22 protein-coding genes and 1 pseudogene are annotated in these 22,998 nt (G+C 35.4%); 12 read left to right on the top strand and 11 right to left on the bottom strand.

Annotated elements, in window-relative coordinates; genetic code table 11:
- Positions 1-47: 47 nt before the first annotated feature.
- Positions 48-206: pseudogene (locus ACFO5O_RS03735) on the top strand (alpha-2-macroglobulin family protein); the annotation flags it as partial.
- Positions 207-220: 14 nt separating this feature from the next.
- On the opposite strand, the gene ACFO5O_RS03730 reads toward ACFO5O_RS03735, so the two are convergent.
- The 5 genes from ACFO5O_RS03730 to ACFO5O_RS03710 form a co-directional block, all read right to left on the bottom strand.
- A complete protein-coding gene (locus tag ACFO5O_RS03730) occupies positions 221-946 on the bottom strand; it encodes an SDR family oxidoreductase (RefSeq protein ID WP_387961101.1) in 726 nt (241 codons plus the stop codon).
- 16 nt (positions 947-962) lie between these two features.
- Positions 963-1,484 (bottom strand): DUF4136 domain-containing protein, encoded by a 522-nt coding sequence (locus ACFO5O_RS03725; protein WP_387961099.1) that lies wholly within the window; start codon positions 1,482-1,484, stop codon positions 963-965.
- Positions 1,485-1,512: 28 nt separating this feature from the next.
- Positions 1,513-2,223 (bottom strand): ion transporter, encoded by a 711-nt coding sequence (locus tag ACFO5O_RS03720; RefSeq protein WP_387961097.1) that lies wholly within the window; start codon positions 2,221-2,223, stop codon positions 1,513-1,515.
- 5 nt (positions 2,224-2,228) lie between these two features.
- Positions 2,229-3,227 (bottom strand): GTPase ObgE, encoded by a 999-nt coding sequence (gene obgE, locus ACFO5O_RS03715; RefSeq protein ID WP_387961095.1) that lies wholly within the window; start codon positions 3,225-3,227, stop codon positions 2,229-2,231.
- A 124-nt stretch (positions 3,228-3,351) separates the two neighbouring features.
- Complete coding sequence (locus ACFO5O_RS03710; protein WP_387961093.1) at positions 3,352-4,461, bottom strand: adenylate kinase; 1,110 nt, start codon at positions 4,459-4,461, stop codon at positions 3,352-3,354.
- 165 nt (positions 4,462-4,626) lie between these two features.
- Here ACFO5O_RS03710 and ACFO5O_RS03705 point away from each other — a divergent pair, with 165 nt between their 5' ends.
- From ACFO5O_RS03705 to ACFO5O_RS03685, 5 genes are all read left to right on the top strand, one after another.
- Entirely contained in the window at positions 4,627-5,781 is a 1,155-nt protein-coding gene (locus ACFO5O_RS03705) for a 5-(carboxyamino)imidazole ribonucleotide synthase (protein WP_387961091.1), read from the top strand.
- A 2-nt stretch (positions 5,782-5,783) separates the two neighbouring features.
- Positions 5,784-6,266 (top strand): 5-(carboxyamino)imidazole ribonucleotide mutase, encoded by a 483-nt coding sequence (gene purE, locus ACFO5O_RS03700; protein WP_387961089.1) that lies wholly within the window; start codon positions 5,784-5,786, stop codon positions 6,264-6,266.
- 206 nt (positions 6,267-6,472) lie between these two features.
- Entirely contained in the window at positions 6,473-8,506 is a 2,034-nt protein-coding gene (locus tag ACFO5O_RS03695; protein WP_387961087.1) for a M3 family metallopeptidase, read from the top strand.
- A 37-nt stretch (positions 8,507-8,543) separates the two neighbouring features.
- Positions 8,544-9,101, top strand: coding sequence for a sigma-70 family RNA polymerase sigma factor (locus ACFO5O_RS03690; protein ID WP_387961085.1), 558 nt, complete (start codon positions 8,544-8,546; stop codon positions 9,099-9,101).
- Between the two features lies 1 nt (position 9,102).
- The gene (locus tag ACFO5O_RS03685) at positions 9,103-9,360 is read left to right on the top strand and encodes a hypothetical protein (RefSeq protein ID WP_387961083.1); all 258 of its coding nucleotides are present in this window, start codon (positions 9,103-9,105) and stop codon (positions 9,358-9,360) included.
- Here ACFO5O_RS03685 and ACFO5O_RS03680 read toward each other — a convergent pair.
- Positions 9,343-10,173, bottom strand: coding sequence for a UbiA prenyltransferase family protein (locus ACFO5O_RS03680; protein WP_387961081.1), 831 nt, complete (start codon positions 10,171-10,173; stop codon positions 9,343-9,345). The genes ACFO5O_RS03685 and ACFO5O_RS03680 overlap by 18 nt on opposite strands.
- 119 nt (positions 10,174-10,292) lie before the next feature.
- On the opposite strand from ACFO5O_RS03680, the gene gcvP reads away from it, so the two are divergent.
- The 4 genes from gcvP to ACFO5O_RS03660 all read left to right on the top strand — a co-directional run bounded on the left by gcvP (position 10,293) and on the right by ACFO5O_RS03660 (position 15,724).
- The gene (gcvP, locus tag ACFO5O_RS03675) at positions 10,293-13,142 is read left to right on the top strand and encodes an aminomethyl-transferring glycine dehydrogenase (protein ID WP_387961079.1); all 2,850 of its coding nucleotides are present in this window, start codon (positions 10,293-10,295) and stop codon (positions 13,140-13,142) included.
- A gap of 101 nt (positions 13,143-13,243) precedes the next feature.
- The gene (locus ACFO5O_RS03670) at positions 13,244-14,302 is read left to right on the top strand and encodes a 3-oxoacyl-ACP synthase III family protein (protein ID WP_387961077.1); all 1,059 of its coding nucleotides are present in this window, start codon (positions 13,244-13,246) and stop codon (positions 14,300-14,302) included.
- 34 nt (positions 14,303-14,336) lie between these two features.
- On the top strand, positions 14,337-14,864 hold the full coding sequence (locus tag ACFO5O_RS03665; protein ID WP_387961346.1) for a methyltransferase domain-containing protein: 528 nt from the start codon (positions 14,337-14,339) through the stop codon (positions 14,862-14,864).
- Positions 14,865-14,875: 11 nt separating this feature from the next.
- Positions 14,876-15,724 (top strand): glycosyltransferase family 2 protein, encoded by an 849-nt coding sequence (locus ACFO5O_RS03660; RefSeq protein ID WP_387961075.1) that lies wholly within the window; start codon positions 14,876-14,878, stop codon positions 15,722-15,724.
- Here the strand turns inward: ACFO5O_RS03660 and ACFO5O_RS03655 are convergent.
- Together ACFO5O_RS03655 and pafA are read right to left on the bottom strand one after the other, a co-directional pair.
- A complete protein-coding gene (locus tag ACFO5O_RS03655) occupies positions 15,717-16,526 on the bottom strand; it encodes a DNA/RNA non-specific endonuclease (protein ID WP_387961073.1) in 810 nt (269 codons plus the stop codon). The two genes, ACFO5O_RS03660 and ACFO5O_RS03655, sit on opposite strands and share 8 nt — an antisense overlap.
- Positions 16,527-16,528: 2 nt before the next feature.
- A complete protein-coding gene (gene pafA / locus ACFO5O_RS03650; protein ID WP_387961072.1) occupies positions 16,529-18,193 on the bottom strand; it encodes an alkaline phosphatase PafA in 1,665 nt (554 codons plus the stop codon).
- Between the two features lie 111 nt (positions 18,194-18,304).
- Here pafA and ACFO5O_RS03645 point away from each other — a divergent pair, with 111 nt between their 5' ends.
- Both ACFO5O_RS03645 and ACFO5O_RS03640 read left to right on the top strand, forming a co-directional pair.
- A complete protein-coding gene (locus tag ACFO5O_RS03645; RefSeq protein WP_387961070.1) occupies positions 18,305-19,042 on the top strand; it encodes an MlaE family ABC transporter permease in 738 nt (245 codons plus the stop codon).
- Positions 19,042-19,809: an ABC transporter ATP-binding protein gene (locus ACFO5O_RS03640; protein WP_387961068.1), complete on the top strand. Its 768-nt coding sequence runs from the start codon at positions 19,042-19,044 to the stop codon at positions 19,807-19,809. Before ACFO5O_RS03645 ends, ACFO5O_RS03640 begins: the two co-directional genes overlap by 1 nt.
- A gap of 2 nt (positions 19,810-19,811) precedes the next feature.
- On the opposite strand, the gene ACFO5O_RS03635 is transcribed toward ACFO5O_RS03640, so the two are convergent.
- The 3 genes from ACFO5O_RS03635 to ACFO5O_RS03625 are packed head-to-tail and all read right to left on the bottom strand — an operon-like array spanning position 19,812 to position 22,957.
- Positions 19,812-21,284, bottom strand: a complete 1,473-nt coding sequence (locus ACFO5O_RS03635; protein WP_387961066.1) for a DUF389 domain-containing protein — start codon at positions 21,282-21,284, stop codon at positions 19,812-19,814.
- Complete coding sequence (locus ACFO5O_RS03630) at positions 21,277-22,356, bottom strand: mannose-1-phosphate guanylyltransferase (protein ID WP_387961064.1); 1,080 nt, start codon at positions 22,354-22,356, stop codon at positions 21,277-21,279. The genes ACFO5O_RS03635 and ACFO5O_RS03630 overlap by 8 nt, the downstream gene beginning before the upstream one ends.
- 1 nt (position 22,357) lies before the next feature.
- A complete protein-coding gene (locus ACFO5O_RS03625) occupies positions 22,358-22,957 on the bottom strand; it encodes a SprT-like domain-containing protein (RefSeq protein ID WP_387961062.1) in 600 nt (199 codons plus the stop codon).
- Positions 22,958-22,998: the final 41 nt, after the last annotated feature.

Here is a 22,998-nt window from a genome sequence, read left to right as displayed (position 1 = left end):
AATGCTCAATCTAATAATTACAAAATCTTTGGCAAAAAGTAATTGCTTTTGAAGCCGACGGATTATCAAAAAGCGTATGTGGATTTGAATATGATTTAAGGGTCAACAATGCCGGTAATATGAGCAATGGTATAACCACCATACAAAGTATGTACGCACCAGAATTTAGCAGTCATAGTGAAGGTGTTCGACTTCACGTTAAATAGAATTAATATTGAATTTATTTACTAGGTGGCATACTTGGCCTGACCTCAATCTTGCTTGGTAAAGTTCTGGGATTCATTTTTAGTAAATCGATGACCAATTCGCCGATATCTTCAATTTGAATCTTCCAAGCATCACTATGGTCAGGTTCATTCCCGTTGAAATAGGTAGATACCGATCCCGGCATTATGGTACTCACTTTGATTCCATGATGGCGCAAATCGAGCATCACGGCTTGTGTAAAACCGGTAAGTCCAAATTTACTGGCATTATAGGCAGAACCTTTGGCGAAAAAATTGGCGCCTGCCAAACTGGAAATAGTAATATAATAGCCTTTAGACTGTTTTAACGCATCAACACTGGCTTTAATGGTATAAAAAGCACCGGTTAAATTGGTATCAATCGTTTCTTGCCATTGTGCTGGTGTTAAGTCTTCGATACTTGCAAAATGCCCTAAACCGGCATTAGCTATTACGATATCTAATTGTCCAAACTGTGCCATTATACTTTCAACTGCCTTCTTTTGACTCTCAAAGTTTCTTACATCTGCTTGTAAACCAATTGCTTTTGCTTTAGAATTCAATCCGGCATTCAATTCTTTTGCAGTATCTTGTGCAGTTGTTAGATCTCTTCCTGTAATAGCAACATTAATACCTTCCTCTAACAAACTTTGAGCGATACCAAAACCAATGCCTTTGGTACCACCGGTTATTAGCGCCACCTTACTACTTAATGTTTTCATGATTTATCTGATTTTATTATTTTTTTGGCGGATATCCTGATAATACTTTATCAACAATCGCCTTTAATTTTGTTTCTCTTTGTTCTGGTGTAGCATTTGGATTATAGGAACTTTCACTTACGGCTTGCCAAAAAAGTCCTTTTCCATTTTCATCTACAAAATCGAAAATAATTTGACGGTTTATAGAGCTTTGGCCTATTGGTATTCCAATAGATATACCACCACCAACATTACGTCCTGTTCCGCCCATACCCACTCCTACCGAATTGCGCTGTGCTTCTTGATATTCATCACTTACAATATTGATGAAAAAATCTGGTGTTTCTGACAACGAAAAGCCTTTGGCTTGTAACCCAGCATCCAAAGCATCCAATAGGCGATTTGTATCCAATTCACTTAAACCTGTATTTAGGTCTTGATAATAATTATAGGTTTTATAGGTTGAAAAATCAGTGCCTCTCTCATAGTCATAATTCACTCTAATTGGAGCACATGACATAAAAAGTAGGAGAACTAAAATTGGGGATAAGGTTTTCATTTCTTTTTAGTTTAAAGATAACGAAAAATTATTTTGATGTTTTGTCATCCACAGATTTGGTCAAAGCTGAAGAAATAATACCGGTAGGAACCGCTACAATGCCCAAACCAATCATTAAAATTAAAAATGTAAAGACCTTACCTCCTACTGTTATTGGGTAAATATCTCCATAGCCAACAGTTGTAAGGGTTATTATAGCCCACCACAAACTGTCAAAAATTGAAGAAAAATGTTCAGGCTGTTCTTGATTTTCAAAATAATAGATACCAACTGCAGAGAAATATATTAAGATAAGCGTAATAAAAATAAACAAAAATATTTCCTCTCTTGCAGATTTAATTGCTCTGGAAAAATGGTTGATCGCTTTGTTATAGCGTGCCAGTTTTAAAATTCTAAAAAGTCTAAAAAACCTCAAGGCCCTTAGTGATCTCAAATCTAATCCAAATGACAAGTAAAAAGGCAGAATTGCTAAAAAGTCAATAAGACCAAAAAAACTGAATATAAACTTGAGTTTATGATTCGCCACATAAATTCGAAGCAGGTATTCAATTGTAAAAATAACGACACAAAATACTTCAATGGATTGCAGAATGACTCGTGTTTGCGGCTTTAAGTTTGGAATGGTTTCAATTGAAAATGAAATAATAGATATAAAAATGAGAACTTGGATGAAAACAGCGAATAATCTGCTCAATCTATTATCATTATATTCAATTATAGTTTTAATATAATCTCTCATAACAATTAATCATTCAACATCTTCCACAAACTATCCTTTAATTCAGTGATACCTTGCTGTGCTACCGAAGAAATAAACAGATATTTTATAGGTAATGTTTTATCTAATTCAATCTTTAATTCAGACTTTAGCTCATCATCCAACATGTCACATTTTGAAATGGCTATCAGGCGTTCCTTATCAAGCATTTCGGGGTTGTAGCGTCGCAATTCGTCCAATAGGATTTCATACTGTTTCAATATATCATCAGCATCTGCCGGGATCAAAAATAAAAGTACAGAATTGCGTTCAATATGCCTTAAAAAATAATGACCAAGACCTTTGCCTTCAGCAGCGCCTTCAATTATACCAGGTATATCTGCCATAACGAAGGTTTGAAAATCACGATACTTAACAATCCCTAAATTAGGTTTTAACGTCGTAAATTCATAGTCGGCAATTTTTGGTTTGGCAGATGTTATTACCGACAGTAATGTCGATTTTCCTGCATTTGGAAAACCAACCAATCCAACATCGGCCAACACTTTTAGCTCCATTAAAATGGTCTTTTCTTCTAATGGTATGCCTGGTTGTGCGTAACGCGGTGTTTGATTAGTGGCCGATTTGAAATGCCAATTTCCACGGCCTCCCATACCGCCTTCAACAACAATCTTTTCTTCGCCATCTTCTGTAATTTCAAAAAGAATATCGTTGGTTTCAGCATCTCGAATAACAGTTCCTAAAGGCACTTCTATAAAGGCATCTTTACCATCTGCGCCTGTACTTCTGGCGCTACTACCATGTTCACCATGTTCAGCTTTAATATGGCGTTTAAACTTTAAATGCAACAGTGTCCATAAGTTTTTGTTGCCTTTTATAATCACGTGACCTCCTCGTCCACCATCGCCACCATCTGGACCTCCTTTGGCCACATATTTTTCGCGATGTAAATGCATAGAGCCTTTACCTCCGTTTCCGGATGACACGTGTATTTTTACATAATCAACAAAATTCCCTTCGGTCATAGTCTTGTTTAAAAGTTGAACTGTTTATCTGTTTAAATGAAATTTCAGAGGGTTATCAATAATATTTTAGAATACTTGAGGTTAATCAATTAAACGTTTTAACAATTCATCGATTCAATACCAATTAAAGATTATCTATTACTTGGCTTAAGCGTTTTGTAATTTCTTCTATGCTTCCAACACCATCAACACCAAAGTACTTGTTTTGTGCAGAATAATAATCCTTTAAAACAGCTGTTTTATTGTAATATTCTTTGATTCGATTTCTTATAATGGTTTCGTCAGCGTCATCAGGCCTTCCACTTGTTTTTCCTCTCTCCAAAAGTCGCTTTACCAATACTTCATCATCAACTTCTAACGCAATCATGGCATTTATTTGTGAATCCTTACTATCCATAAGTTGGTCTAAAGCATCGGCTTGGGCATTAGTACGCGGAAAACCGTCAAAAATAAAGCCATTGGCGTCGGCATTTTTCTCAACTTCAGCATTTAACATATCAATGGTAACTTGATCTGGAACCAAATCACCTTTATCCATATACGATTTGGCTAACATGCCTAGAGCTGTTTCGTTTTTGATATTAAATCGAAAGACATCTCCAGTTGAAATATGTACAAGATTGTATTTTTCTTTTAAAAAATTAGCTTGTGTTCCTTTTCCGGCACCTGGAGGCCCAAATAGTACAATGTTAGTCATGTATTGTGTTTGTTTAAGTTGATATACTGATGGTAAATCACGACCTAATCCGTTATAATCTAAACCATACCCTACAATAAATCTATCAGGAATTTCAATACCTACATAATGCAGTTTAAAATCCTTTTTATAGGCTTCAGGTTTATAAAATAAAGTCGCTATATATAAGTTCTTTACATTCTCGCTTTTGAAAATACGATAGACTTCTGCCAAAGTATTTCCAGAATCTATAATGTCTTCTAAAATCACAACTGTTCGACCTGACAGGTCTTGGGTTAAGCCAATCAATCGCTGAATATCTTCAGTTGATTTCACACCTTCATACGATGCCAGCTTAATAAAAGTCACTTCGCAAGGTTTTGGATATTTTTTTACAAAATCACTCACAAACATGAATGATCCATTCAAAATACCTACAAAAACAGGCACCTCATCTTTCAAGTCATTGGCAATGGTTTGAGCCATACGTTTAACCGCAGCCTCTATCTCTTCTTCCGAAATAAAAGGCTTAAAATGTAAATCATGAAGCTTAATCACTTGTTTTTATTTTAGAAGTGCAAAGATAACCAATAGATCGACGTATAACCATTTTTGAAATATGATTTTGGAAGTTTGTTCCATTTTTAAGTGTATTTTTGCAGAGCAAAAGCAAAATTTATAATAAACCTCTTTAAAAATATTCCCACAAACATGGGAGCTATTATGAATTATTTCTCTTCAAACTTTAAACTCGGTATTCTTGGTGGTGGTCAATTAGGAAAAATGATGTTGTACGACACCCGCAAATTTGATATTCAAACCTATGTATTAGACGCCAGTGATGAAGCGCCTTGTAAAATAGCTTGTAACACGTTTGTAAAAGGCGATCTTTTGGATTATGATACTGTTTATAACTTTGGAAAACAGGTAGATCTGCTCACCTTCGAAATTGAAAACGTAAATGTTGATGCCCTTGAAGCGCTAGAAAAAGAAGGTTTAAGCGTTTATCCCTCATCAAAAACATTGCGAATTATTCAAAACAAGGCGACCCAAAAATTATTTTATAAAGACCATGATATCCCAACAGCCGATTTTACAAGATTCGCCTATTTGTCTGAAATTGAAGATACTATTCGTAATGGTGGACTTCAGTTTCCATTTGTTTGGAAAGCCGCTCAATTTGGTTATGATGGCAACGGTGTTAAAGTTGTTCGAACCTTTGACGATTTAAAAGAATTACCAAAAGGCGAATGTATTGCTGAAACCATGATTCCTTTTAAAAACGAATTGGCAGTAATTGTTGCACGAAATCAAAAAGGAGAAGTCAAAACATACCCTGTAGTTGAAATGGAATTTCATCCGGAAGCCAATCAGGTAGAATATGTAATTTGTCCTGCACGAATTGACACCGATGTCGCTGCAAAAGCGCAAGAAATAGCGTTAAAAATATCAAATGCTTTTAATCATGTTGGCCTATTGGCTGTTGAAATGTTTCAGACCGAAAGTGATGAGATTTTAGTAAATGAAGTAGCACCACGACCTCATAATTCGGGGCATCACACTATTGAGTCTAGTTACACCTCGCAATTTGAACAACATTTAAGAGCGATTTTAAATCTTCCATTAGGAAAAACAGATAGTAAAGTTGGTGGAATTATGGTAAATTTGGTCGGTGCTGAAGGGTATTCGGGAGACGTAATCTATAAAAACATTGAAGCTATCATGCAAATGGATGGTGTTACGCCTCATATCTACGGCAAAAAGCAAACGCGTCCATTCAGAAAAATGGGCCATGTTACTATTGTCAATGAAGACATCAATACAGCAAGGCAAATAGCTGAACAAGTAAAAAATACCGTAAAGGTGATAAGTAAATAATTATGAGTAAAGTAGGAATCATCATGGGAAGTAAAAGTGACCTTCCCGTTATGCAAGAAGCCATAGACATTTTAAAAGGCTTTGATATTGAAATTGAAGTTGACATTGTTTCTGCGCACAGAACTCCAGAAAAAATGTTCGACTATGGAAAAAATGCGCACACCAGAGGGATATCGGTTATTATTGCCGGTGCTGGAGGCGCTGCTCATTTACCAGGAATGATCGCTTCATTATCACCTTTACCCGTGATAGGAGTTCCTGTTAAAAGCAGTAACTCTATTGACGGTTGGGATTCGGTTTTATCTATACTTCAAATGCCGGGAGGCGTTCCTGTTGCAACAGTTGCACTTAACGGCGCAAAAAATGCTGGTATTTTAGCAGCACAAATCATTGGTAGTTCAGATAAATGTGTATTAGATAAAATTGTTATTTTCAAGGAAGGTCTAAAGCGCAAAGTTATAGAATCATCAAAGGATTTAATTTAAAAAACCCCGATATACATCGAGGTTTTAAAGCTATTAATCAATTATAAAGAGTACAAAAAAACTCTCTTCGTGATTCTTTCGCAAAAGTAAGAATATATTTTTAATCGCAACATAAATTTTAGTTAATTATCAGTAAATCAATACTCTAGTAAGAAAAATAACACGAACCTGTCTCTATAACTTACAAATAGTAGTGTCCCTTTAATATGAATATTCTAAATACACCTTTCAATACACCTTACAATACTGCACCTTTTTCACAAATTAAGGACGAACATTTTTTACCAGCTTTTAAAAAGTCCATTGCCAAAGCCAAATCCGAAATAGATGTTATAGTTAATAATCCTGAACAACCAACTTTTCAAAATACCATTGAGGCTTTAGAGTTTTCTGGCGAAGAATTAGGACGAATATCGAGTCTGTTTTTTAATTTGAATTCAGCCGAAACCAACGATAAAATTCAAAGTATTGCCCAAAAAGTGTCACCGCTTTTATCAGAATTTAGTAATGACATCACGCTAAATGAAAAGCTGTTTAAACGAGTTAAAACTGTTTATGACCTTAAAGACAGTCTAAATTTGAACACAGAACAGCAGACCTTATTGGATAAAAAATACAAGAGTTTTTCTAGAAATGGCGCTAATTTATCAGAAGAGAAAAAGAAACAATTACGCACTATTGATAAGAAGTTGAGCAAACTTAAACTCAAATTTGGCGAAAATGTGTTGGCTGAAACCAACAATTATGAATTGCATATTACCAACGAAGATGATCTATCAGGATTGCCAGAAGGTGCCAAAGAAGCAGCCAAGCAATTAGCTGAAAGTAAAGGAAAAGATGGTTGGTTGATTACTTTAGATTACCCTAGCTATATCCCTTTTATTACCTATGCCGATAACCGCGAGCTGCGAAAACAAGTAGCCATTGCGGCCGGTGCCAAAGCCTTCAAAGGAGATAAATTCGACAATCAAGATAATGTTCTGCAAATTGCCAAACTTCGTTTTAAACGCGCGCAGTTATTAGGTTATAAAACGCATGCGCATTTTGTTTTAGAAGAGCGTATGGCGAAAACACCAGAAACTGTAGAAACTTTTTTGAATGAACTTCTAGAAAAAGCTAAACCAGCTGCCGAACGTGAATTTAATACCCTACAAAATTTCGCAAAGGAATTGGATGCGATAACACATTTAGAAAAGTGGGACTCGGCATATTATTCAGAAAAACTCAAGCAAAAATTATTTGACCTTGATGATGAACAATTGAAGCCATATTTTAAACTCGAAAATGTTATCAATGGTGTTTTTATCATCGCAGAACGTTTGTTTGGTTTAAAATTTGAAGAAATAAATACCATTGACAAATACCATCAAGAAGTATTAACCTATAAAGTAACTGATGCCAAAGGTGAATTGATTTCCATTTTTTACGCAGATTTTTTCCCTAGACCTGGAAAACGCAATGGCGCCTGGATGACCTCATATAAGTCTCAAGCCATCAAAAATGGTATAAATGATAGACCTCACATTTCAATCGTGTGTAACTTTACAAAACCTACCAAAACAAAGCCTTCATTATTGACCTTTAATGAAGTCACCACCTTATTCCATGAATTTGGTCATGCCCTGCACGGAATGCTGGCTAATACCACTTACCCTAGTTTATCTGGAACGAGCGTATTTTGGGATTTTGTAGAATTGCCAAGTCAGGTATTAGAAAATTGGTGTTACGAGAAAGAAGCACTGGAACTGTTTGCCACCCACTATGAATCCGGTGAAGTTATCCCTATGGATTTAGTAAACAAAATTAAGGAGTCGGCAGCATTTCACGAAGGGATGCAAACACTACGCCAATTAAGTTTTGGCTTACTAGATATGAGTTGGCATGGTCAAGATCCTTCCAAAATCAATAATGTAAAAGCCCATGAGCTTAACGCTTTTGAAAATACCAAACTTTTTCCAGATGTTGCCGAAAACTGTATGAGCACATCGTTTTCACATATTTTTCAAGGCGGATACAGTTCTGGCTACTACAGCTATAAATGGGCTGAAGTTTTGGATGCCGACGCTTTTGAATATTTTAAAGAAGAAGGTATTTTTAATGAAGTTGTCTCCGAAAAATTTAAAGACAATATACTTTCTCAAGGTGGTATTGAAGACCCAATGATACTTTACAAACGTTTTAGAGGGAAGGCCCCACAACCCGAAGCCTTATTAAAACGTGCGGGGTTGATTGAGAAATAAGTTTTTTATTCTATTTTTGAATAAACTGAAAAAGAAAATGCCAAATCATCAAATAGATCCTAACAAATGGATTGATAACTATGCCGATTATCTTTTCAATTACACCATAACACGTGTAAATGATAGAGAAATTGCCAAAGATTTGGTACAGGACACATTTTTTGCAGGTTTAAAATCGATGAAAAATTTTAAAGGAGAAGCAAGTGAACGCACTTGGTTGATTTCAATTTTAAAACGAAAAATCATCGATTATTATCGAAAAATAAATTCCAATAAAGGAAAAGCTGAAGTACGAATGAACTACAGCAGTGATGAAAATGAAGGAGATTGGCTGGAAGAGCGTGTTGCAGACCCGTTTGATAAAACGGCCGAAGACGTGATGGAAAACTCTGAATTGGAGGATGCTATTTATAATTGTTTAAGTAAATTACCCGAAAAACAGGCTCAAGTGTTTAAGATGAAAACCATTTTAAACCACGAAACCGAAGCAATATGTAATGAACTAAATATCACAGCGTCTAACCTTTGGGTTATTATACATAGAGCGAGAGTAGCTATGGCCAGCTGCATGGAAGAAACTTGGTTTAAAAAATAATATGAAGAAAAACTTTCTTTTTATATCATGTGAAGAAGCACAGCACATCTGTGACAAATCACAGTATGGCGAATCGACCTTTTGGGAAAAGATCAAATTAAATATTCGTGTGTCTTGGTGCAGAATTACACGGGCTTACATCAAAAAAAACCGGACTCTAACAAAAACCATAAAATCTTCAAAAGTTGAATGTCTTAAAATCGAAGAACAAAAGGCTTTAAAAAAATCATTTGAAGAACAACTACAGCAGCAAAATTAAAAGCAACCATACTATTGGGATGCCTTCTACCCAAAACCCACTGTAATACTTTCCTTGATCTTGTCTTGAAAAGCAAATCAATATTAAAGTAACCAAACCTACAACACATGCACTCACAACATGAATTGCGTTTAAGTTATCCTTTAAAAATTCCATTAAGCAAAAGCCCAAGAGCAACAATAATCCAAGAAATTTGGTGCGATTAACACCTATAAGTTGTGGGATAGTTGACAATTTTAAACTATCATAATTAAGATCTCTAATTTCAAACGGCAGCATTAAAGCAACCACTAACAAGAAGCGTTGGAGGGCGGTAATACAAACATTTAAATCAAGTGGATAATTCGCATTAATTACAGGTATAAATACAGTTACTCCTGCCCAAACTAACGCAATCACATAGACTTTTAGGCCACCAATGCTTCTTAAATTCTGCTTTTCATCCATAAATAAATGTTTGGGCAAAAAAGGAATCGCATATAAAAATGTCACGAACCCAAATATTGAAATATATATTAAGGTTTTGACTTCAAGTCTAATTGCATAATAGCCTAATAAAATGAAGCAAAGCAATGAAAACAGCTGAATGATTTTTAGCCAATTGGCCAAACTGCGATGATGAAATTTTGCAATTCCAAAATACTTGACAAAATTATAACCAGTTATGGTAGCGTAAAATATAAAATACAGTACAGATTCGTCATAAGGCAAATTAAATTCTAGAAGTGTAATCCAAGCCAGCGAAAAAACCGATAAAGCCACATGAATGCTGCTATTGATATAAAAATCAAATATCTGCTTTAACACCTTCATAACACAAAAATACGCAAAGTGTTAATAACAGTTATAATTCGTTAAAAACTTTGGATTTACATAGTCAAAATACCTTAAGATTTATGTAATTTTGCGCTTCAAAACAGAACCTATTTTTAATGAATACAAACGCTTTCGCACTTCGTCATATTGGTCCTCGTGAAGAAGATCAACAAGAAATGTTAAAAACCATTGGTGTTGATTCTCTAGATCAGCTTATCAACGAAACCATTCCAAATGATATCCGTTTAAAAAATGGATTGAATTTAGACGAACCAATGACCGAAAATGAATATCTTATTCATGCCCATGAACTGTCAAAGAAAAATAAGGTTTACAAAACCTATATCGGTTTAGGCTATCATCCTACCATTTTGCCAGCGGTCATCCAACGTAATATTCTAGAAAATCCAGGTTGGTATACAGCCTATACGCCTTATCAAGCTGAAATTGCTCAAGGCCGATTGGAAGCCCTTCTAAATTTCCAGACCATGGTAACCGATCTTACGGGTATGGAATTGGCCAATGCATCTCTACTTGACGAAAGTACCGCTGCGGCTGAAGCAATGAGCCTTCTATTCGCAGTAAGAGAGCGTGAGCAAAAAAAAGCTGAAGTCAATAAATTCTTTGTTTCAGATACTATTTTACCTCAAACCTTATCATTACTTCAAACCCGATCAACCCCAATTGGGGTTGAATTAGTGGTTGGTAAAGAAACGGATTTTGATTTTTCCTCAGAGTTTTTTGGAGCAATTATTCAATATCCTGGACGAAATGGACAAGTTTCAGATATCAAATCATTTATAGAGAAAGCCCAAGCATCGCAAATTAAAGTCGCTGTTGCTGCTGACATTTTAAGTCTAGTAAAACTAGAAGCACCAGGGAAATTTGGAGCAGATGTTGTAGTAGGAACCACACAACGTTTTGGAATTCCAATGGGTTACGGAGGACCTCATGCTGCATATTTTGCAACAAAAGAAATGTATAAGCGAGATATTCCGGGGCGTATTATTGGCGTAACAAAAGATGCTAACGGTAATCGAGCTTTGCGTATGGCTTTACAAACCCGTGAGCAACATATTAAACGCGATAAAGCCACTTCAAACATATGTACTGCTCAAGTGTTATTGGCCGTTATGGCAAGTATGTATGCGGTGTATCACGGGCCTCAAGGGTTGGAGTTTATAGCCAATAAAGTTCATCATTCTGCTGCTACATTAGCCAATGCGTTAAAAGCATTAGGTTATGAGCAGGCAAATACATCCTATTTTGACACGCTTCAAATTAAAACTGATGCGAAAAAGTTAAAAAAGATAGCTAAAGAAAAGAAAGTAAATTTCTTTTATCCAGATGCTGAAACGGTTACCATTGCGTTGAATGAAACTACGTCAATAAGAGATTTAAATTATATCATTTCTATTTTTGCCGAAGCGGCCAACAAGGAAACTATTATAATTTCTTCATTAACTGAAGAAAATAGAATTGCTCCAAGCTTGCAGCGTCAATCAGATTTCTTGAGTTTGGAAGTATTCAATACGTATCACTCTGAAACCGAATTGATGCGTTATATCAAATCTTTGGAGCGCAAAGACTTATCTCTTAACCACTCCATGATTTCATTAGGATCATGTACAATGAAACTTAATGCAGCAGCTGAAATGCTACCATTAAGTTGGTTTAAATGGGGTAATATTCATCCTTTTGCACCATTAAAGCAAGCAAGAGGCTATCAACAAGTTTTAAAGGAATTAGAAGATCAATTAACCGAAATAACTGGTTTTGCAGCAACCTCATTGCAACCTAATTCAGGTGCTCAAGGTGAATACGCAGGATTAATGGTTATTAAAGCCTATCATGAATCTCGAGGAGATCACCATCGTGATATTTGTTTGATTCCATCATCAGCCCATGGCACCAACCCTGCCAGTGCAGTTATGGCTGGAATGAAAGTGGTAGTTACAAAATCAACCACAGAAGGAAATATTGATGTTGATGACTTAAGGGAAAAAGCCGAATTTCACAAAAATAACCTTGCCGCTTTAATGGTAACCTATCCATCAACACATGGTGTATATGAATCTGCCATAAAAGAAATCACTAAAATTATCCATGACAATGGCGGACAAGTTTATATGGATGGTGCGAACATGAATGCTCAAGTAGGCTTAACAAACCCAGGAAACATTGGAGCCGACGTTTGTCACTTGAACTTACATAAAACATTCGCAATTCCGCATGGTGGAGGTGGCCCAGGTGTTGGTCCTATTTGTGTTGCGAAACAACTAGTTCCGTTTTTACCTGGAAATCCGGTTGTGAAAACTGGAGGTGAAAAAGCCATAACGGCAATTTCTGCAGCGCCTTTTGGTTCGGCATTGGCCTGTTTAATTTCTTATGGTTACATTAAAATGTTAGGCGCCGAAGGTCTAACGCAAGCCACAAAAATCGCCATTTTAAATGCCAACTATATTAAGCAACGTTTACAAGGAAGTTTTGACACACTTTACTCTGGAGAACGTGGAAGAGCTGCTCATGAAATGATTGTAGATTGTAGAGCTTTTAAAGCCAATGGCATTGAGGTTGTTGATATAGCCAAACGATTAATGGACTATGGATTTCACGCACCAACCGTTTCATTTCCAGTTGCAGGTACTTTAATGATAGAACCTACAGAAAGTGAAAGCAAGGCTGAAATGGATCGTTTTTGTGATGCTATGATATCCATCAAAAAAGAAATAGACAGTGTATCGAAAGAAGATGCTAATAATGTTTTAAAAAATGCACCGCATACTTTGGAATTAGTCACCGCTAATGAATGGCTAATGCCTTATTCCAGAGAAAAAGCAGCATTTCCTTTAGACTATGTAAAAAACAATAAATTTTGGCCATCTGTACGACGTGTAGATGACGCTTACGGCGATAGAAATTTAATCTGTACATGTGCACCAATTGAGGAGTATATGGAAGCATAAACCTATTTGAACATCGTAAAATAAATATTAGCAGTTTTTGCCTTTAATTCTTTGCTTGTATATTTATATATTAGTAAAATTATTAAAGGCATTTTTCATTTATGAATATAAAGATCACCGGTACAGGGAGCTATATCCCTGATACTATAGAGAAAAACGAAAACTTTCACCAACATCAATTTTTAAATACTGATGGTTCTACTATAGACCATCCAAATGAAGTTATCGTCGATAAATTTAAGGCCATAACTGGTATTGCTGAACGTCGTTATGCCAAGCACCATTTAACCTCATCTGATCTTGGATTTTTTGCAGCCGAAAAAGCAATTGCTGATGCTAAAATTGATCCTGAAACAATCGACTATATTATTGTTGCACATAATTTTGGGGACGTAAAGCATAATACCATACAAAGTGATATGATTCCCTGTTTGGCATCTCGAGTAAAACACAGTTTGAGAATAAAAAATCCAAAATGTGTGGCTTACGACATACTTTTTGGATGTCCCGGGTGGATTGAAGGCGTTATACAAGCCAAAGCTTTCATCCAGTCTGGCATGGCTAAACGTTGTTTAGTCATTGGATCTGAAACCCTTTCTCGAGTGGTAGATAAACACGATCGGGATTCGATGATTTATTCGGATGGGGCTGGCGCCACCATTATTGAAGCCACTGAAGATGAAGGTGGTATTTTAGCACACGAAAGTGCAAGCTTTACCTATGATGAAGCCTACTATTTGTTCTTTGGAAACTCCAACAATCAAGACTTATGTCGTGATACGAGATATATAAAAATGGATGGCCGTAAAATCTATGAATTTGCTTTAACTAATGTTCCAAATGCCATGAAAACTTGTTTGGATTCTAGTGGTACCGACATTAAAGATGTAAAAAAGATATTTATACATCAGGCAAATGAAAAAATGGACGAAGCTATTTTAAAACGTTTTTACCGTCTGTATAAAACTGACATTCCTGAAGGCATTATGCCCATGAGTATTCAAAAGTTGGGAAATAGTTCAGTAGCCACGGTCCCAACCTTATTCGATTTGGTTAAAAACAATAAATTGGAGAATCAAAGCTTAACTAAAGGTGATGTTATTATATTTGCAAGTGTTGGTGCAGGAATGCACATTAATGCTATAGTTTACAAATATTAATACTAAAAGATTTCCGCTCGTGCGGAAACTAAAGATGTACGAAAACACTTTTCCAAATAAACGTTTTAAGCGCACATTAGAGTTTTTACAAAAGCACATATCAACTTCTGAATCCATTTTAGATTTAGGAGTTGAAAATCCGTTTTCAAAAATTATGACTTCTCATGGTTATTCCGTTACAAATACCATGGGAGAAGATTTAGATCTAGATACTTCAGCCATTGAAAACAGTGAGGCGGATGTTGTGACAGCTTTTGAGATTTTCGAACACCTGTTATCTCCTTTCACAGTTTTAAAATCAATAAAAACAAACAAATTAGTAGCCAGTGTCCCTTTAAAATTATGGTTTGCTCCAGCATATAGAAGCAAAACCGATTTGTGGGACCGACACTACCATGAATTTGAAGATTGGCAATTTGATTGGTTATTGAAAAAAGCCGGTTGGAAAATTATTGCAAGAGAGAAATGGACCAACCCAACCAAAACCCTTGGAATTAGACCCATCTTAAGACTATTTACACCAAGATACTATATTGTGTACGCTGAACGAATCAAAGAATAATAATTTTAGAAATGAAGTTCTACATCGTCATTCCGGCCCACAATGAACAAAGTAGCATAGGCCTCACTTTAGACTCTTTGGCCGAGCAAACACTTTTGCCAAGTCGCGTTGTGGTAGTTAATGACAATTCAACTGATGACACCGAGGAAATTGTTGAAGCTTTTACTCAAAACTATTCTTGGATTTCATTGGTTAACACCAAATCTTCAAACCAACATTTACCAGGCTCTAAAATCATCAATGCGTTTTATAAAGGCTATGAAACATTGGACGATGATTATGACATCCTCTGTAAGTTTGATGCCGATTTAATTTTTCCGAATGATTATTTAGAGAAAATTGCGCTTCATTTTAATACTAATCCCAAATTAGGAATGGCATCTGGGTTTTGCTATATCGAAAAAAATGGCACATGGATTTTGGAGAATTTAACTCGAAAAGATCATATTAGAGGAGCCTTAAAAGCTTATCGAAAGAAATGCTTTTTGGATATAGGAAAATTAAAGCCCTCCATGGGATGGGATACTGTTGATGAATTATTAGCCAAATTTTACAACTGGGAAATCCTTACAGATGAAACCTTACAAGTAAAACATTTAAAACCTACTGGGTTAAGTTACAACAAAGCTTCAAAACACCTTCAAGGTGAAGCCATGTATAAAATGCGTTATGGTTTTTGGGTAACCTTAATTTCAGCACTTAAACTAGCTTATAAAAAAAGAAGTCTGTTTCTTTTTAAAGACTATATGTCTGGTTATTTTAGAGCCAAAAAAAATAATATGGCTTTCTTGGTCACAGAGGAGCAAGGTGAATATATACGGAGTTTGCGCTGGAAAAATATGTTGAATAAGTTTACTTAAAACTCCAATCCTTGTAATCAGCTGAAGCTTCTAATTTGGTTTCAATAGCATCACCCAACTGTGGAAAAAAATCAATTCCGGTTAATTTTTCAATGGAGTCTACAGGAACAACAAATTTGTATAATGGCTCTTTAGAATTTTGATGAGGCATCAAAAACCCAATCATTTTTATTTTTCCGGAATTAACATCAATTAGTACTTTATAAAATTGATTTGGCACAGCAACATGTTCTTCTCCAATGGTTTTCAAATCATTTGTTAGCACGCCTCCGGTAACTACAAAAACACCATCATATTTACTGGCCCAATACCTAACTTTTTGCTCTAAAGTATTCCAAATACCTGAATTAAATCCATGGTCTTGCGGACTAATATTACTAGTTAAAAATGTTTCGTCATGAGCATTCTGATTATATTTTCTGTCTCCTGCTGGGCATAAATGCCCCCTATCGTATCCAGAATTTTTATAGTTGCGCCAATGCGCAGCACCAGTTTTTACAGCTTGGTCAATCTCAAAATATGGACGATCATAATTTGCATTAGATAGGTGTGATTTCTTGAGTTCGTAGGCTACCCATTCTGCTTGTTCATGCGGCTCACTATATGACAATGAATAGCCCTCATGATGAATAATTTGTCCCGTGGTACTGGTTGGTAAAAAAAATTCGTTTGTATTAGATTTTGGATTACTGCCTTGCTCAATGATTTCTGAATGTTCCTGTTTCTTTAAAACAAATTCATAACCAATTACAGCAACTACAAGTGCTATAGCGATTAAAGAATAAAAGGTGCGTTTTTTCAAATCTAGTGTAAAACAAAATCTAAAGGTTGCCCAATGGCTCCATTTGGAAAACTTATTCCAAGTAGTGCTGATAGTGTAGGTGCAATATCAGTTATTTCAGTTCTTCTAACTGTACTTCCTTGTTTAATACCTTTTCCGTAGAATATTAAGGGCACATGAGTATCGTAATTTAAACCACTGCCATGTGTAGAACCTGTTTTCCCGTATGAAATAAAAGCAGGGTCTGGCATGATAAGCACATCACCAGAACGTTTTTGGTTATATCCTTGTTGTAACATTGCTTCTATGCCATCGGTAAATGAAGACGTTGCCATAGTCTTACCTGTAAATACTTTATAAATACCATCATAATTTATTAACTCGTTAGCAATGATATCCTGGACATCATATAAATTAAGACCCATTTCTTTAATCATTTCTTTATTAAGAAACACTTGATCGTTGCTAACATTTTCAACTATATCTGAAGTGTTAAATTTAGATTGTAAAAACGCATTAAACTGTTGTCTAGTCTTAGCTGTATCTAAATAACCTGCTGGTATTTTTACAGACTGCAAATAGGCAGGAACATCGATTGCCCCATGATCTGAAGTAAGAAAAACTGTATAATTCCCTCTTCCAACTTTTTTATCCAAAGCCAAAAACAAACGCTCTAAATCCTTGTCTAACCTTAAATAGGCATCTTCAACTTCTTTGGAATTTACTCCAAAATTATGTCCAATGTAATCTGTACTAGAAAAACTCACTGTCAAAACATCAGTATACTCATCTTTTCCTAGAGCTTCACCATCTAAAGCTGCGATCGCAAAATCTGTAGTTAAACTATTACCGTAAGGTGTGGACTTTAAAATATCATAGCCACCATTTTTATCCTTGAGTGCATTTAAATCGTAGGGAAAAGTAGCTGTTTCTTTGCCACTAAAACCCCATTCAAATTCATTGAGGTCACTGCCACTTTCAGTATAGGTTTCTATATTATATAAGGTATTCCAAACTTTCAAATACGACTTGGCTGTTGGAGATGCATTAAACTCTTTTACCCATTTAGGCAAACTCTCCATATAATAGCTGCTAGAAATCCAATGACCTTGATCCATACCATGCAACCAATATGCTGCGTTCGCTGAATGACCAGCTGGCAAAATAGACCCTCTGTCCTTTATAGAAATTCCAATTGTTTTACCTCGCATTTGAGTAAATAATCGGTTCTCATCAGCAAATGTAGTGGTCTTCATTCGTTTAGGAGACATTTGTCCGGTGTTTCCAGTTGTACCAACAGATTGCACATCATTATCTTCGGCACAATAAACCGTCGACTTAATATCTTTATCGTACCAACTATTCGAAATAATCCCGTGGTATTTTGGGGTGGTTCCGGTGTAAATTGAGGCATGTCCAGGACCTGTATATGTAGGGATATAATTATAGTGGTTATTTTTACAATTAAACCCTTCCCTAATCATTCGCTTAAAACCACCATCTCCGTAACGATTATAAAATCGGGTTAAATAATCATATCGCATTTGGTCTACCACAATCCCAACAACCAATTTTGGCTTGTATTCCATTACATATTCATCGTAGGATTCTATTTGAGTGATTTCAAATTGCGCAAAAGTTGATGCGCTAATAAGAAAAACCCAAAGCATTACTAGAAAATGTTTCATTGTTAAATATTAAATTAGAACTTCAAAAATACAGATTTTATGACATCTTATTTTAAATTTAAGGTTAAATAAGTGCCAGATTTTTTTACTTTAGCAGTATCAAATTTCTCTATGACATACCTTACTAATATTGGCGCCTATTTTTTAATGATTGCTGAAATGTTTCGCAAGCCAACCAAATGGTCGGTGATGCGAACATTGATACTTAAAGACATTGATGATTTAATTATTGGTTCACTTGGTATTGTTGCATTTATCTCCTTTTTTGTTGGAGGTGTTGTCACAATTCAAACTGCCCTAAATATAAGCAATCCTCTCATACCAAAATATTTGGTAGGATTCGCAACCAGACAATCGGTTATATTAGAGTTTGCCCCAACCTTTATTTCAATTATCATGGCAGGAAAAGTAGGCTCGTTTATTACGTCTAGCATTGGCACCATGCGTGTTACTGAACAAATTGACGCATTAGAAGTAATGGGGATTAACTCATTAAACTACCTTGTTTTTCCTAAATTCATTGCCATGATGCTCTACCCATTTGTTATTTCTATCGCTATGTTTTTAGGAGTACTTGGTGGAATGGCAGCTTGTGTATATGGTGGATTTAGTACTTTAGAAGACTACATCACTGGTGTTCAATTAGATTTCAAACCTTTTCATATTGTTTATGCCTTTATAAAAACATTTGTTTTCGCCTTTTTATTAGCGACCATCCCGTCATTCTATGGGTATTATATGAAAGGTGGAGCACTCGAGGTTGGTAAGGCAAGTACGACTTCGTTTGTTTGGACTAGTGTGATGATCATTCTATTCAATTACTTATTAACACAATTACTATTAAGCTAATGATAGAAGTCAAAAACATTTACAAATCGTTTGGAGATTCCCAAATATTAAAAGGAATTAGCAGCACTTTCGAAAAGGGTAAGACCAATTTGGTAATTGGACAAAGTGGTTCAGGTAAAACGGTGTTTTTGAAATGCCTATTGGGTTTATTTACTCCAGATGAAGGCACGATTGTTTACGATGGCAAAAATTATTCGGATTTAACCGATGATCAAAAGCGTAACTTAAGAGCCGAGATGGGAATGGTTTTTCAAGGTAGCGCATTGTTTGATTCCATGACCATCGCCGAAAATGTGATGTTCCCTTTGCGTATGTTTACAAAAATGTCGAAAAGCGAAATGGAAGACCGTGTAAATTTCGTTCTGAATCGAGTTAATTTAGCTGATGCTCATAAAAAAATGCCAAGTGAAGCTTCTGGAGGTATGCAAAAACGTGTTGCTATTGCAAGGGCTATTGTTAATAATCCTAAATATTTGTTTTGCGATGAGCCTAACTCTGGACTTGATCCTAAAACAGCTATTGTAATTGATAATCTCATTCAAGAAATTACCAAAGAATATAATATCACCACAGTCATCAATTCTCATGACATGAATTCTGTAATGGAAATTGGTCAGAAAATCCTGTTCTTGAAGGACGGACTAAAAGCCTGGGAAGGCTCTAATGAAACCATTTTTAAAACTGATAATGAAGCGGTCACCAATTTTGTTTATTCGTCAGAATTGTTTAAGAAAGTTCGTAAAATGTATATTGATGAAAATAGCTAAAGTTAGTTGAGGCGCTTTACTACCAATGTATCTAACTTTAACTTTGCTTTTAACCACTTTTCAAGCTTATCAGTATCCTTTACTTTAGATTCGTTAGTTGATATGGAGTCTATCCATTGAATTGTAAAAATAGCAAGTGTATCTATAGTTGAAAAATTCGAAGTGATTTGATTAGCGTATGAAATCGATTTTAAATTTTCATAATTGATTTTCGCTTCAGTAACCACGTCTTCAAAGGGTATTAAGCCACGCTCTAACCTTGACAATCGCTTTACTTGATCTTCTAAAAACAGGACTTTTTCACGTTGTGTCATCAAATCCATTGAATCTCTAGAGCGTAATTCTTCCATATATTCAAGATTATTAATTGACCTATTTTTAATTTGATTGATATACAACTTTGTATTTTGTAATGCTTTGTAATCTAAAAGTCGTTTTTCTAAAAGATTTATAGTGGAAGCGGCAATTTCATCTGAACCAAATGGAATGAGCTCAATTATTGATTCTCCTTCAGGGTTATAGGTTGCAGATGCATTTTTCACAATATATTTTGAATTAGGTAAGGCGGTCAATTCTCTATTTATAAAAGCTTTGGCATCATTTTCAAATCTAGTTTGCTTCAAAACACTTACAAAAGTCCAAATGGCAGGAATCATAACTGTTATAGCAAGTAGAGTAGCCACTCTTGATATAAATCTTCGCTTTTTTGAATTAGCATATTTTAGCATTGGAAAACGCAATAACTTCAACACTAAAAATGTCGCTAAAGCAATAAAAATAGTATTAATGATAAACAAATACATGGCACCTCTAAAATATTGCCAGTTCCCTTCTGCCAATCCGTAACCTGCAGTACACAATGGCGGCATTAAAGCAGTTGCAATAGCTACACCAAAAATTACCGATGCAATGGTTCCTCGTTTTGTTCGTGCGATAATTAAGGCCAAGCCACCAAAAAATGCAATGAGTACATCTCTAATATCTGGTTTTGTTCTTCCTAAAAGTTCGGATGTGTCTTCACTTAAAGGAAATGTATAGAAAAAAAGAAAGGCCGTTAATAAACTCAACACTATCATAATAGCGAGATTTATTAAAGAGCGTTTTAAGGTATCTAAATCGTTTATGGCAATAGACATACCAACACCTAAAATTGGTCCCATTAATGGAGAAATTAACATGGCACCGATGACAACAGCGGTTGAATTGGCATTTAAACCTATGGAGGCCACAAAAATAGAGCAGATTAAAATCCAAGCCGTTGCGCCTTTAAAAGGAATATCGCCCTTAATGGCGTCTAATGTAGCATTTCTATCGGTGTCATCTCTAAAATCAAGAAGTTCGATTAAAAAGGATTTCACATTTTTAAAAAGCCCTTGCGCATCCTTTTTAATAGCTTTTTTAGAGTCTTCTACAGCTTGTTCTTTTTTAATCTCTTCTTCAGAAAAGTTGAATTTATTTTCCTGATTGTTATCCATAGTGCTCTCCAAATTTCGATTTTACTTTTTGAAGGATTTGTTTAATATTTTGCTCCTTTGCTTTAGGAAAGATAAGCAAAACTTCGTTGTCGTCAACGACGATGTAATCTTTTAATCCATCAATGACAACGATTTTATCATTGGCGGTTCTAATCAAGTTTCCTGATGCACTTTCTGTCAAAGCCCTTGCATTTACGAAGGCATTATGGTCATTGTCCTTGTTTAACTTATCATATAAACTCCCCCAAGTTCCTAGGTCATTCCAGTCAAAGGTTGCCGGTAACACAAATACATTTTCACTTTTTTCCATGATGGCATAGTCTACAGAAATATTTTCAGATTTTGAATAATTTTCTTCAATAAATGCCTCCTCTTTATCAGTATTGTAAACCTCAACTCCACTTTCAAAAATCGCATACAAATTTGGTTGATTTATCCGAAAAGCAGATATCACACTTTTAGCGCTCCACATAAATATACCTGCATTCCATATAAAATTTCCTTGAGCTAAAAAAGACTTGGCCGTTTCATAGTCTGGTTTTTCTCGAAATTGCTGAACTGGTTTTATGGGTGTTACTGCTGTTTTATCATATTCAATATAGCCATAACCTGTATTGGGGAAGGTAGGCTGGATACCTAGTGTCATTAAGGCGTCTTTCTGCTCACAAAAATCAAAAGCTTCTTTCACATTTTCAGCAAAAGCCTGTTCATTTTCAATCCAATGGTCACTAGGCGCAACAATCATTAAGGCATTAGGATTTTCTTTCTGAATTTTTAAGGCTGCGTATAATATACAAGGTGCAGTATTTCGCATGGCTGGCTCCAGAAGCACTTGCCTTTGCATGACGTTTGGGAGTTGCTTAAATACAAGTTCTTTATATCTCGCATTTGTTAATATGAAAATATTCTCATTCGGGATTATGTTTGAAAGTCTATTAAAGGTTTTCTGAATTAAAGTATCACCAGTACCCAGCATGTCATGAAACTGTTTAGGAAACTCCTGGGTACTCACTGGCCAAAACCTAGATCCAACACCTCCGGCCATTAAAATTGCATAATAGTTTTTATTCATCCTAATTATTTACTAATTCAACTTCGGCATTTGGGTTAAACAAATATAACCTACCCGTTTTAACTTCTATACATTCATAGCGCTTTGTACGCTTTTGACCTTTCTTGAAAACTTTTCCGTTATAAAGTTTAAAGACATCACCCAAAGGTACTTCAAAAACATAAGTTTTATTATTGGGTGGATCAAATTTCTTCAAAGCCAGAGCCAATGTAGCATCTGAATCACTCGATGCTTTAGGATTTTTAAAATGCTTTGCCAATAGCGGCAATAGCGTTTCAGGGAATATTTGCGGATTGAGCAGTGGTAACATTAAATGTTGAAAGGTTTGTTTCCACTCTTTACCATGTGGTTTAATAAATCGTCCATAAGTTTGATAGGCCTCAAAATGTGCAATCTCATGAATCAAAGTAACTAAAAACCGATAGGTGTTTAAATTAGCATTAACTGTAATCTGGTGTTGATTATTCGGTAATTTGCGGTAATCGCCATGTCTGGTTTTACGTTCATTTTTAACCTTTACAACCAAATGATCATGACTCAAAAGGCCTAAAACATAAGTTAAGGCATTTTCGGGAATATAATTTTGAAGTGTGTTTTGCATTTGTGCAAAAATAAAGGAATTCTGTAATGTAGAAACCTTAA

It is taken from the genome of Geojedonia litorea (genome assembly GCF_042654525.1).
GTDB classification, from domain to species: domain Bacteria; phylum Bacteroidota; class Bacteroidia; order Flavobacteriales; family Flavobacteriaceae; genus Geojedonia; species Geojedonia litorea.
Note: the sequence above shows the minus strand (reverse complement) of the source record. Positions and strands in the feature narration are given on the sequence as shown.

What these genes read in the sequence shown, in the direction of transcription:
- gcvP (WP_387961079.1), top strand. Translation starts at nt 10,293, where the DNA reads ATGAATACAAACGCTTTCGCACTTCGTCATATTGGTCCTCGTGAAGAA.
- ACFO5O_RS03625 (WP_387961062.1), bottom strand. Translation starts at nt 22,957, where the DNA reads ATGCAAAACACACTTCAAAATTATATTCCCGAAAATGCCTTAACTTAT.
- ACFO5O_RS03635 (WP_387961066.1), bottom strand. Translation starts at nt 21,284, where the DNA reads ATGGATAACAATCAGGAAAATAAATTCAACTTTTCTGAAGAAGAGATT.
- pafA (WP_387961072.1), bottom strand. Translation starts at nt 18,193, where the DNA reads ATGAAACATTTTCTAGTAATGCTTTGGGTTTTTCTTATTAGCGCATCA.
- ACFO5O_RS03725 (WP_387961099.1), bottom strand. Translation starts at nt 1,484, where the DNA reads ATGAAAACCTTATCCCCAATTTTAGTTCTCCTACTTTTTATGTCATGT.
- ACFO5O_RS03680 (WP_387961081.1), bottom strand. Translation starts at nt 10,173, where the DNA reads ATGAAGGTGTTAAAGCAGATATTTGATTTTTATATCAATAGCAGCATT.
- obgE (WP_387961095.1), bottom strand. Translation starts at nt 3,227, where the DNA reads ATGACCGAAGGGAATTTTGTTGATTATGTAAAAATACACGTGTCATCC.
- ACFO5O_RS03695 (WP_387961087.1), top strand. Translation starts at nt 6,473, where the DNA reads ATGAATATTCTAAATACACCTTTCAATACACCTTACAATACTGCACCT.
- ACFO5O_RS03630 (WP_387961064.1), bottom strand. Translation starts at nt 22,356, where the DNA reads ATGAATAAAAACTATTATGCAATTTTAATGGCCGGAGGTGTTGGATCT.
- ACFO5O_RS03730 (WP_387961101.1), bottom strand. Translation starts at nt 946, where the DNA reads ATGAAAACATTAAGTAGTAAGGTGGCGCTAATAACCGGTGGTACCAAA.
- ACFO5O_RS03685 (WP_387961083.1), top strand. Translation starts at nt 9,103, where the DNA reads ATGAAGAAAAACTTTCTTTTTATATCATGTGAAGAAGCACAGCACATC.
- ACFO5O_RS03665 (WP_387961346.1), top strand. Translation starts at nt 14,337, where the DNA reads ATGTACGAAAACACTTTTCCAAATAAACGTTTTAAGCGCACATTAGAG.
- ACFO5O_RS03660 (WP_387961075.1), top strand. Translation starts at nt 14,876, where the DNA reads ATGAAGTTCTACATCGTCATTCCGGCCCACAATGAACAAAGTAGCATA.
- ACFO5O_RS03645 (WP_387961070.1), top strand. Translation starts at nt 18,305, where the DNA reads ATGACATACCTTACTAATATTGGCGCCTATTTTTTAATGATTGCTGAA.
- purE (WP_387961089.1), top strand. Translation starts at nt 5,784, where the DNA reads ATGAGTAAAGTAGGAATCATCATGGGAAGTAAAAGTGACCTTCCCGTT.
- ACFO5O_RS03690 (WP_387961085.1), top strand. Translation starts at nt 8,544, where the DNA reads ATGCCAAATCATCAAATAGATCCTAACAAATGGATTGATAACTATGCC.
- ACFO5O_RS03705 (WP_387961091.1), top strand. Translation starts at nt 4,627, where the DNA reads ATGAATTATTTCTCTTCAAACTTTAAACTCGGTATTCTTGGTGGTGGT.
- ACFO5O_RS03670 (WP_387961077.1), top strand. Translation starts at nt 13,244, where the DNA reads ATGAATATAAAGATCACCGGTACAGGGAGCTATATCCCTGATACTATA.
- ACFO5O_RS03640 (WP_387961068.1), top strand. Translation starts at nt 19,042, where the DNA reads ATGATAGAAGTCAAAAACATTTACAAATCGTTTGGAGATTCCCAAATA.
- ACFO5O_RS03720 (WP_387961097.1), bottom strand. Translation starts at nt 2,223, where the DNA reads ATGAGAGATTATATTAAAACTATAATTGAATATAATGATAATAGATTG.